Annotated in this window: 8 protein-coding genes; 1 reads left to right on the top strand and 7 read right to left on the bottom strand. The window is 59.6% G+C overall.

Annotated elements, in window-relative coordinates; genetic code table 11:
* From K8W16_RS08860 to K8W16_RS08830, 7 genes are all read right to left on the bottom strand, one after another.
* The coding region (locus K8W16_RS08860; protein WP_304122787.1) for a hypothetical protein at positions 1–181 on the bottom strand (181 nt) is incomplete at its 3' end.
* 50 nt (positions 182–231) lie between these two features.
* On the bottom strand, positions 232–1,878 hold the full coding sequence (locus K8W16_RS08855; protein WP_304122786.1) for a bifunctional UDP-sugar hydrolase/5'-nucleotidase: 1,647 nt from the start codon (positions 1,876–1,878) through the stop codon (positions 232–234).
* Between the two features lie 178 nt (positions 1,879–2,056).
* Complete coding sequence (locus K8W16_RS08850) at positions 2,057–2,860, bottom strand: sulfite exporter TauE/SafE family protein (RefSeq protein ID WP_304122785.1); 804 nt, start codon at positions 2,858–2,860, stop codon at positions 2,057–2,059.
* 221 nt (positions 2,861–3,081) lie between these two features.
* Positions 3,082–4,758: an FAD-dependent oxidoreductase gene (locus K8W16_RS08845; protein ID WP_304122784.1), complete on the bottom strand. Its 1,677-nt coding sequence runs from the start codon at positions 4,756–4,758 to the stop codon at positions 3,082–3,084.
* Positions 4,759–4,778: 20 nt separating this feature from the next.
* Positions 4,779–6,416 carry an FAD-binding protein gene (locus K8W16_RS08840; RefSeq protein ID WP_304122783.1) on the bottom strand — a complete coding sequence of 546 codons (1,638 nt, stop codon included), beginning with the start codon at positions 6,414–6,416 and terminating at the stop codon, positions 4,779–4,781.
* Positions 6,413–8,362 (bottom strand): TRAP transporter fused permease subunit, encoded by a 1,950-nt coding sequence (locus tag K8W16_RS08835; RefSeq protein ID WP_304122782.1) that lies wholly within the window; start codon positions 8,360–8,362, stop codon positions 6,413–6,415. The genes K8W16_RS08840 and K8W16_RS08835 overlap by 4 nt, the downstream gene beginning before the upstream one ends.
* A 184-nt stretch (positions 8,363–8,546) precedes the next feature.
* The gene (locus K8W16_RS08830; RefSeq protein WP_304122781.1) at positions 8,547–9,530 is read right to left on the bottom strand and encodes a TAXI family TRAP transporter solute-binding subunit; all 984 of its coding nucleotides are present in this window, start codon (positions 9,528–9,530) and stop codon (positions 8,547–8,549) included.
* Positions 9,531–9,759: 229 nt separating this feature from the next.
* On the opposite strand from K8W16_RS08830, the gene K8W16_RS08825 reads away from it, so the two are divergent.
* Complete coding sequence (locus tag K8W16_RS08825) at positions 9,760–10,689, top strand: LysR family transcriptional regulator (protein ID WP_304122780.1); 930 nt, start codon at positions 9,760–9,762, stop codon at positions 10,687–10,689.
* The last annotated feature ends 330 nt before the right edge of the window (positions 10,690–11,019 follow it).

Below are 11,019 nucleotides of genomic sequence, written 5' to 3'. Positions count from 1 at the left end.
CGAGGACTTCTCCTGATAAGAAACCATATACCAAAACAGTACTTGGGGCAAGAATCTGCTTAAAAAAAAACTGATGTTTTCCTAAGCCGCATTCACAGTCAGCAAAACAAAAAATATTTTCACCATACGTTACTTTTTCACCTTTTGCAGATTCTTTTCCCTCGGCAAAAGGCCCACCCATGAACGGCTGCGTCCATGACCACAAAATTCTTACTGATCAGACAATGACTCTCATTTTGAAGTATCCGCAGACGCCCCCTGTCCTACCCGGACGATGCGCCCTCCCTTCGGCATGGGGAGCGGAGAATGTTTTCTGAGGTAGGCCTCCACCATATCCACCACCAGCTCTTCCGAAGAAGGCACGACGTTCCCTTCTTTCAGCATGGCGTAACCGTCGCCCCCGTCAGCAAGATAATCGGCAAGTACCACCACATAGCGATTTTCAGGCGCCACAGGCCCGACCTTTCCCTGCTCATCCATGACTTCCGCCTTCAGGATGCGCGCTCCCGCAGGGCGGGAGGCATCCACCTCATAGCTCAGGCCCGCCACCTGCAGAAGACGCGGCCCCACGCCCCCTTCCTGCGCCACACCGTGCTCCAAGGCGGCAAGAAGCCGGGCGCCCGTATATTCGCGCAGCACGGCGACATTGCCGAAGGGATGCACGGAAAGCAGGTCGCCCCGCGTGATGTTTCCTGCGGGAAAGGCTGCACGTATGGCTCCGCCGTTACAGAGCGCTATTTCAGCCCCCAGCGGGCGCGAAGCCTCCAGCATGGCGTCTGCCGTGACCATTCCGCCGAGGCAGTCTTCTTCCCTGCACAGATCCATACCGTCAGGCAGGGAAAGATGGTGCACCCCCACTACCTCGGAGCGGAGCTCCTCCAGCGAAGCTCCGTAGCGGATGACAAGCTCCCGTACGGCCGGATCCACGGGCATGTCGGCGGAAAGTTCCAAGGCAGAACCGCTCCACGCAACGGGCACGCCTTTTTCATCGAAATTCACGGTCAGCTTGCCCAGGTATTTCGCGCCGCGCCCTGTCGTGACCACCAGCACGGGGGAGCCGTCCGGAGAGTGTTCCACCACAGGATAGGGCCCGTCGGAAGGTTCCGGCCCCAGGTAGCTGTGCGTGTGGCCGCCCACAATCACGTCTACGCCGTCCACGCGGCGGGCGAGAGCCCTGTCCACGGGGAGGCCGAGGTGCGTCACGGCCACGATATACTTCACTCCCTGCGCCTTGAGTTCCTCCACCTCGCGGGAAAGGGTTTCCGCAGCTTCGTCGAAATGCGTCTGTGCGCAGGCGGAAGAAAGAGTCTTCACTTCGTCGTTGGCAAGGCCTACAACGGCCACCTTTTCGCCGCGCACGACCTTCACGATATGCGGCACGATACCTCCCCGGTGCAGGGGGCATCCCTCTTCCGCCTCCAGGTTGGCAGCCAGTACGGGAGTAGGCGTCTTCTCCAGAAAACGGGCCAGCTCAGCGCAGCCCTCGTCGAATTCATGGTTGCCCAGCGTCATGGCGTCCCACGGGATAGCCCTGTCCACCTCCACGATCATGGGCCACTTGTTCACACTGTAAAAAAGCGTGCCCTGGAACTGATCTCCCGCATCCACGGCGATGACGTTGTCCTTCCCTTCCCGGGCAGCCTTCACTGCAGCGGCCACGCGGCCCAGCCCTCCGGAACAGTCACCATCCTCAAGACAGGCGTTGCCGTATCTGTCCATACCGGCAAGAAAGGAATGGGTATCGTTGGTGTGCAGAATGACAAGCTCAAGCCCTGCCTGTCTCTCAACTCGCCCGGCACAGCCCCCGAGAAGAGCGCCCTCAACCATAAACACCAGCGCCATGACACACCCTGCGCCGGAGCGTAATGCCCAGTTCATCATCGTTCTCCTTTTCTCTCCGCAGCTGCAGAACGTCTTCCACCGGAAGAAAGACCTCAAAGAACATGCGGACAGCCGAGGCCATTAAAACAAAAAAACGCGGCCCGGAAAACCGCGTTTTCTTCTTCCCTCCGGCTTGAAAGGCGAGAAAAGGCGTAGGGCTTTTCCCCTTTTTCAGTCACGACCACACCGAGGACGCCACATGGATCGCCATACCTATGTTCATGACGGCGACGCCCTTTTTCATAGCCGCGAGAGGCATGTTTTTTGCATTGACCAGCACGGCCCCGAGCCTTGCCATGAGCATGCCGGGCACAAGCAGGCACAAAGCCCCCGGCAGATACAGGTAGCCCAGAGACCACGCGGGAAGTGAGTTTTCTCCCCAGCCGGAACCTATGTAGCCCAGGGTGGAAGTCACGGCAATGACAAGGCCGATACCGGAACTTGTCCCCACGGCCTGCCTCCAGGAAACGCCGCGCCAGTACAGATAGGTGACGCAGATCAATGTGCCGGCAAGGCCGCTCATGCTGGCAAGCATGCCGAAAAAAAACGATACCGGTTCCAGGAAGGCCAGTTTCTCGCTGCTCTTTTCCTGTGTTTTCTGCGGAAGAAGAAGATGCACCCCCATGAGCATGAGCACGGCGGCGAAAAGCAGCTTGAGAAAAAGCGTGGGCATGTGGGGAGCGAGAAAGGCCCCGGCAAGGCTTCCCACAAGAATGAACGGCCCCATGCGCCGAAGAAGGTCCCCGCGCATGGAGCCCAGGGCCCTGTGCGCCAGAAAGCTGGAAATGCAGGTAAAGAGAATGGTGGCAGGGGCCGTGCCCACGGCCATGACATGGGCCGCGGACGGGGAAACGCCGAGGCGCAGCAGCACCTCGTCAAGCAGCGGGATTGCAATGAAAGAACCGCCCACACCGAGCATACCGTTCAAAAGGCCGATAAGAGAACCACCGCACACGCACATGACGACAAGAACAAGCATGCTTTCTCCCTTTGCCCGGATCTCCTGCACCTGCGGGAAAACGGATTTCCCTTCCCGGCAGCCGCATGGGCTTTTCCCGAACCGTACGGAAACTTTTCCCTCCCGGGGCAGGGCGGCATGCTCCCGGACCGGAAGGACCGCCCCGCTTCCAGAATTCCCGCCAAGAGGCAATCTCCCGGCGGGAATTGTTCTGCCTTGTACAGGCTATAACCTTTTCCCCCTCACAGCATCATGGTCAGAGGGAATTTGTAGGCTATGGATCCCGTGGGGCAGGCAATGCGGCAGCAGCCGCAGTGCCAGCACTGGGCGGGGTAGGCCACGGCGGGGCCGTCGTCCGTCATTTCCAGGATATGGCCGGGGCAGCTTTCCACACAGGAACCGCACTCCATGCAGTGCCCGCAGTGCATGCAGCGTGAGGTCTCCTTCTCGGCCTGTTCCGGGGAGAGGCCGCCTTCCAGCTCATGGAAGGCCACGCCGGGCATATCTTCCTTCACGGGCTGCACCTGCCTGAGCGCATGCTCATGATAGTCGATATTCATCATCTCCTCAACGGCCACCACATGCGGCGTCACGGGCGTGTCCGCCTTGCCTGTTGACACGCAGCCTTCTTCGTCGATGAACACGTCAAGGGCGCCTTTCTCCCCTATGAGGAAGCGGTGCATGGCCACGGCGGCCCTGCGGCCCGCCCCTATGGCGGAGGCCACAAGCCCGGGGCCGGAAGCCATGTCGCCCGCAGCGAAGAGTCCGGGCACAGAGGTGCGGAATTCCTCGTCCGCTTTCACCATGCCGCGCGGCGTGAGCTCCACGTCCATGCCGCAAAGCACCGTCCCGTCGAGCTTGAGGCCGCTTGCACAGATCACAAGATCGGCTTCCAGGAAGAAGGGAGCCTCCCCCGCCATGTCGGCATGGAGACGGCCTGTTTCGTCGAAACGGAAGGAGGAAACTCTATCTGCCGTCACGCGCAGGCGCTCCCCTGCTTTTTCCACGCTCCGGCTGAGCAGGGACTGGTACAGGAAGATGCCTTCCTCGCGGGCCTGCCGCACTTCCTCGGCCGGGGCGCGCATACAGGTGTCGTCTTCCAGGCAGATCACATGCACGGAGCGGGCCTTCAGACGCTTCGCCGTGAAGGCGCAGTCGAAAGCCACGCCGCCGCCGCCGAGAATGGCCACGTCGCGCCCTTCAAAGCTCTCGCGCTCCAGCGTCATGCGCCTGAGCCAGTTCACGGCCGTCTTCAGGTGTTCCTTGCCGGGAATGTCGAGGATACGCTCCTTCCACAGGCCCGTGGCCATGAGGCATGCGTCGTAACGCTTCACAAGGTCGGCGAGAAGCACGTCGCGCCCTACGGTGATGTTGGTAAGCACTCGGACGCTGCCTTCGATAGCCGCCGCACATTCGCGGTCCACAACATCCTTGGGCAGGCGGAAATCCGGGATGACCTGCCTCGGTGCGCCTCCCATGACGGGGGAGGATTCATACACGTCCACCCTGTGCCCGAGAAGCGCGGCGAAGCGGGCGGCGGCAAGCCCCGCAGGCCCCGCGCCGACAACGGCAATGCTTTTGCCGCTTTCAGGCATAGCCTTCAGAAACGTCGGTCGTCCATGGTCGGCGGCAAAGCGTTCCAGGCTGTGTATGGCCATGGGCTCATCATGCGAGGCGCGGTTGCATGCCCTCTCGCAGGGGTGCGGGCAGACGCGGCCCGTCACGCCGGGGAAGGGATTGCGGGCATGCAGCCACAAGAGAGCCTCATCGACACGCCCTTCGGAAAGGAGGGTATGCACTTTCTGTACGGCGTTGCCGAGAAGGCACTCCTTCTCGCAGGGAGAGGTGCGCGTCTGGCGGAAATCGCCGGTATGCTGGATGAAAAGGGTCTTCCATTCCTTGCTGTAAATCGGGGGCATCGTCGTCTCTCCTTCCGCCGCTACAGCCAGAACGTGCTGGGCCGGCCGTCTTTTTTCATCACCGCGAGAATCTTGCCGTTATAGGCCTCGCTCTTTTCAGGGTAGTCGCGGCGGCGGTACACGCTCCTGCCGCTTTCCCTGCGCTCCAGGGTGCACAGGGTGGAAAGGCGGCTGGAGGAAAGCAGGTGCTCCGCCTCGTGTACCATCATGAGCTCGTGCATATTGGAAGCCTTGACCTTGCCCTTGTAGGTACCTATGAAGCCAAGGCGCTCCAGAGCAATCTTCATGCCCGCCTCATTACGCACATAGCCCATGTAGTACGACATGACCTGCCGGATGGAAGCTTCGAACATTTCCTGGGAAATCACGTCGCCCTTCACGTCCAGGGGGGCGGAAATGCGGGAAAATTCCGCCTGTATCTCCTCTTCCAGGCTGCCGAGGTCGGGCATGGGGGCAAGACGGCCTGCGGCGGAGCGTCCGGCAAGGTAGCCGCTGCACAACGAGCCGGAGAAGGTGTAGAACACGCAGCCGTTGTACAGGCCGGGCACGGTAGTTTCGTAATTATCGTCCGTGGCGAGCATGCCGCTGAACTCTATCTCGCCTATTTCTATTTCCATGGGCGCTTTGGCGAAGTCCACACCGCGCTGCTCGCAGTAGTCGAGGAAGGTGGCCTTATCCCCGGGCATGAGCACATATTGCAGGTGATGCAGGAGCCCGGGATCTATGTGGCGCATTTCCATGTGGAAAGGGGCGTGGCCTTCCACAAGCTCCTTGTGCGTACCGCTGATTTGGAACTGGCGGGGGCAGTTTTCCATCTGCGGATGGTACTTGGGCATGAAGCGCTCGCCGAGCGCGTTCAGCTCATGAGCGCCGGAACCGTTGATGCCGTTCATGCCCGCGCAGCCGAAGCCTTTGGGAATGAGCGTAGCCTGCTGCTTCACGTCCATATTGATGATCTGCGCGCCCGCCTCATAGGCCAGGACGTACTGGCTGCCCGTATTGAAGGGGCTGTGCCAGGTATTGTACGGGTTGCCCGTGGAGTTGGTGGTAGCGCGGTTGCAGCTGTTGCCGAGGGCGAGGATGACGTTGGATGCCGCTATGGCGTACTTTGTCCCGTCGAGCACGTTGAAGCCCACGGCACCGGCGATGCGGCCCTCCTTTTTAAGGAGGCGGGTGATCATGACATGGTCGAGCACGTCCGCGCCCATGGCGCGCAGCCTTTTCGCGATGAGGCGCTTGATCTTCTGGCCTTCGGCGATATTGATGTACCAGGCAGGCTCCCCGCGCCCGGCGGTGCGCAGGTAGCTGCCGTCGGGGTTGTGCAGAAGGTGCACTCCCTCCCCTTCCAGGAAGTCCACCATGTCGGGCATGAGAGCTCCCCAGTCGCGGATCTGCTTCTCCGAAAATCCAGAGCCGGGCTTGTTGTGCACGCGCACAAGGTCGTCGATGGTGTCGTCCGGCTCGTCGGTGCCGAGGACGGCGATGAAATGGTCGTTGCCGCCGCCGAGGCAGCCGGAGCTTTCCAGCTTGCCCTTATCCACCATGAGAGTCTTCACCCCGGCCCTTCTGGCGGCCAGAGCCGCGCCGCAGCCCGCAGCGCCCGTACCGAGGATGAGAAGGTCCGTTTCCAGACGGACAACTTCGGGATTCGTAGTCATATGGACTCCTGGACTGCCCTGTCCTGAAGGGCAGGATCGGGATTGTTCTTGCGGATGATGTACTGATGTGCATAGACGAAGGCGAAAATGGCGAAGCCTGCAATATCGGACCATCCGGCAGGCCAGATGAAGACGATGCCGCCCACAATGAGCAGCAGGCGGTACAGCCTGGAGCGCAGGGGGCCGTGCAGGTAGCCTTCCAGGCCGGAGGCCACGCAGGCCACGCCGATGGTAGTCACCACCGTGGCATACACGATATCGAACAGGGAACCGGACATGAGAAGACCGGGCCGGTACATGAAAACGAAGGGCACAAGATAGGCTGCGATGGATAGCTTCACAGCCTGTACGCCCGTGCTGTTGGGATTGCCCTCCGATATGCCCGCGGCAGCGTAGGCGGCTACGGCCACAGGCGGGGTGATGGCGGAAATGGCCGCAAAATAGACGATGAACAGGTGCGAGCCCATGAGGGAGAACTTGAATTCCAGAAGGGCGGGCGCCGCGAGGGTTGCGGTGAGCACATAGGCTGCGGGCACGGGCATGCCCATGCCGAGCACGATGCACACCAGGGCCACCATGGCAAGGCAAAGCCCGCTCTGGCCGCCCGTCGCCGCGAAGACCAGGCTCGTGAACTTGCCGCCGAGGCCGGTGAGCATGATGCCGCCTATGACCATACCTGCAGCGGCGGAGGCGTTGGCCACGGTGAGGATGCCGAGGCAGGTCTTGCGGAGCACGCCGTAGATTTCCTTGATGCCCATACGGTGCCCGGGAATGAACCAGCTCACGGCAATGACGGCCAGCGTGGCGCAAAGGCCCACCACCGTGGGGTTGATGCGCTCAACAATAAGGACAATAAGCAGCACAATGGGGATGAGGTAGAGCCAGTTCTCCCGCAGCACCTTGCGGGCGGGATCCACGGGGTGCTCGTCGTCGGCGATGGGGCGCATGCCCTGCATCACGGAACGGTCGTGCACCTGAAGCATGAGGGCAACGTAGTAGATGACGGCGGGAATGGCGGCTGCGACGGCAATATCAATATAGGGAATACCCGCCACGTCCACCATGAGGAAGGCTGCCGTGCCCATGATGGGGGGAAGGATGGACGCGCCCGAACAGGCGGAAGCGGCCACGGCGCCCGCGAATTCCGGCGTATAGCCGAGCTTTTTCATGAGCGGGATGGTGATGCTGCCGGTCGTCACCACGTCGGACACGGGAGAACCGGACACGGTGCCGTAGAGAGCGGACGCAATGACGCTGATCTTGGCCGGGCCGCCGCGCATGCGCCCGGCGATGGAGGCCGCAAGGCTGAAGAAGAACTTGCCGCCGCCTGCGGCATTGAAGGTGTGGCCGAAAAGCACAAACATGAAAACGTAGGTGCAGGCCACGCCGAGAGGAGTGCTGAATATGCCGTCATAGGTGAACACCATGCGGTCGAGGAAGGTTTCCAGCGTACACCCTCTGTGCCCCCAGTAACCGGGCAGATACTTGCCCACGAAGTTGTAGGCGATGAACACAAGGATGATGCCGAGGAGCACCGGCCCCACCGTACGGCGCGTCACTTCAAGGACAAGCAGCACGCAGGCGGAAGTCACCACCCAGTCCGCCGGAAGCAGCGGGTCGACGCCGGTCCAGCGGTTGATGATATCCGTACCGTTCACGGTAAGGTACATCCCCACGCACAGGCTTGCGGCGGCAAGAAGAATATCGAGGAGCGGCACATCCTCCGATTCCTTCGGCGCGCTCTTTACGGGAGTAAAACAGATGAAGGTAAGCGCCACGGCGAAGGAGACGAACAGCCCGCGCAGGATATAGGAATCGATGAAGCCGAACGGAGCTCCATAAAGTTCAATAGCGGAAAAAATCAGAACAAGCACGCCGGTGATCTTCACCCACAGCGGAGACAGGTTCCTTCTGCGTCCTTCCTTGAAAAGCATTCCGAGTGTCATGATGATTCTCTCTGGAAGAGGTTTCTGGTAAGGGGGCAAGAGGCAACAACGCCCCTCCCCGCTGCGGACACTTGTTCCGGCGGCCAGAAAAACAGGAAAATTCCGGGAAATATCCCGCCGGGAAGAATCCCGGCGGCGCAAGGTGGGCGGAAAGGCGCCTGGAGACACTTTCCGCCCGAAGGCATTACTTCTTCAGCTTCGCGGCGTAGAACTTCTCCGCCGCGGGGTGCATGGGAATGGCGGTGTTGGCAGCCATGGCCTCCAGAGAAAGATCCTTCAGGTTGGAGTGCACGGTGCGCAGGTAGTCGAGATTTTGCTCCATGGAGCTGAGCACGCCTTCCACCAGCTCATCGGGAGTGTCGACGCTGGTGATGAGCAGAAGCTGGGTCGTCACGGTCTTGCAGTCTTCCTTCTGGAAGGGATAGGTGCCCGCGGGAATGGTGATGGTGGTGGAGCCGAGTTCCCTGTTCAGGCCTTCGATGACGGCGTCATCCAGAGCCAGCAGGCGCAGGTCGTGCTTCTGCCCCAGTTCAAAGAAGCGGCTGGAAGGGTACTGGCAGACTTCAATGATGGCGTCCATCTGCCCGGCGTCCCACAGATCCATGGCTTCCGGTCCGGGAATCTTGAAGATTTTGCCGCCCCAGGAGGTAATGTCCTTGTAGGAAGCGCCGTAGAGTTCCAGCGTCTTTTCCGACATAAGGTCGATCACCGTGCCCTGTCGGTTCACGGTAATCTTGAGGGGGTATTTCTTGGCCTTTATGTCCGAAGCCTTTTCAATGCCGGTCTTCGCATCCACAAAGAACTGTACTGCCTGAAGAGGGTTCAACACAGCCACAAGACGCAGCTTGTCCATCTTGGCCTTGAAGGGGGCCTCACCTTTCAGGGCGCGTATGGTCAGAAGGTCGCTGGCGACACCGAACTGCACGTCGCCCTTGTTGACCATGACCTGGTTGGGGCCGTCCTTGCCGGGCTCCGTCGTTACGCGGGCGCCTTCAAAACTGCGGCGTATGGTTTCGCCCACGCCTTCGGTGATGATGGCCCAGAGTCCGCCGGAACCGCCGCCGACTATGGTCATGTCATGGCTTGCCGCACGGCAGGGAGCGGCGGAAGGAAGGGCGAAAACGCCCGCCATAAGCAGAGTCAGGCACGTTCTGGTAAGAGAGTTCATACATCCCTCCTGGTGAAATTTTTCTTATATCTTCTTGTAGAGAAAAATAGACAGAAGGAAAAATATCTTTTAGTCTGGATAACTATATCGAAAAGGAATAGATCGAAAAATATCATAATATGTTATTTCCATATAATACGATATTAAATCATGACTCTGAGCTAAATTTCCCATGAGGACAATCAGGATAATTCCCCAGGAAGCCGTACTGTAAAAATGGAGAGAAATCATGGATTTCAAAAGGTTGGAATATTTTTGCTCGCTTGTGGAATTCGGCTCCTTCAGTAAGGCGGCGACCTCTCTGCATATTTCGCAGCCACCTCTTTCCCAGCGGATCAAGGAGCTGGAGGAAGAGCTCGGCGTCACGCTCATACACCGCACCAGCCGGAGCTTCCAGATCACGCCGGCGGGCGAGGAACTGTATCACCGCGCCCAGTTCATACTTTCCTACATACACGCTTTTGAAAAAGACTTTCTGCGCAGCGGCGACCCTGTTTCCGGCCATGTGCGCATAGGCGTATGCCCGCCCTGCAATTCCTTTATCCTGGAAGCCATGCCGAAACTTCAGAAGCTGTATCCCCAGCTCACCTATCGCCTGTGGCTCATGGACAACCAAAGCCTGGAGCGGCACATGCAGGAAGTCCATCTCGATATATGCCTGGCGCAACTGCCCCTCAGAAACCAGAATTACAAAGTCATTCCCCTGCGCTCTTCCCCGTACTGCGCAATATATGGAGCGGGGCTTCGCGCCCCGACGAAAAAAAGCATACGCCCCGCCGACCTCAGAGACGTGCCCCTTCTGCTTTCCCGACGCAGGGACGACGGCGGCAGCTACGACCAGATCATGAAAAACTTCCAGACCGAGGGCATAGTCCCGCATGTTTTTGCAGACACCCAGGACACCAGGATCATGGTCGACATGCTCCGCCATGGGCTGAACGCCGTCGCCCTTCTGCCGGAAAGCGAAATCCCCGGAAACTGCACGCTGGAATGCAGGAGACTGTATTTCAACGATCTGAACACGTTTCCCGTCATTCTTGTGCTTCGTCAGGCCTACCTTTCCCATGCAGCCTACCGGGTCATCCAGTTTCTCTATGAAAGCTTCCGCAATCCGGAAGATAAAAAAGATTACCTCTCTCTTCTTTTCAGCGAAGACTAGCCGGGGAAGTGCCTGCGCAGCGGATAAGGCCCATTCTCCTCCACACCTGGTTGAGTTCTTCTGAACCGCCTGCCTACGGAATCGCTGGCAGATGAGGCCCCATGCTCCGCAGCGGCAATGTTTCGACGGCAAAATCTTTTTTCCGTGTACCCGGCTGCGCCAGCCCTGCCGCCGTCACTTCTCAACGTGACCGTCCTACCACCGAGAGAGCGGGCACACTCGTTCAGAAAACTGCCCGTTTTCATGCTGCCTTGCGCCTGTGCATACGATAGCTCCGCACTCCGCCCCCCTACAGAGGCGAAATTTGTGATTCGCACAAAATTCCCTCGA

This window comes from Mailhella massiliensis (assembly GCF_020741395.1).
GTDB classification, from domain to species: domain Bacteria; phylum Desulfobacterota; class Desulfovibrionia; order Desulfovibrionales; family Desulfovibrionaceae; genus Mailhella; species Mailhella massiliensis_A.
This window is presented reverse-complemented; position numbering and strand designations above follow the sequence as displayed.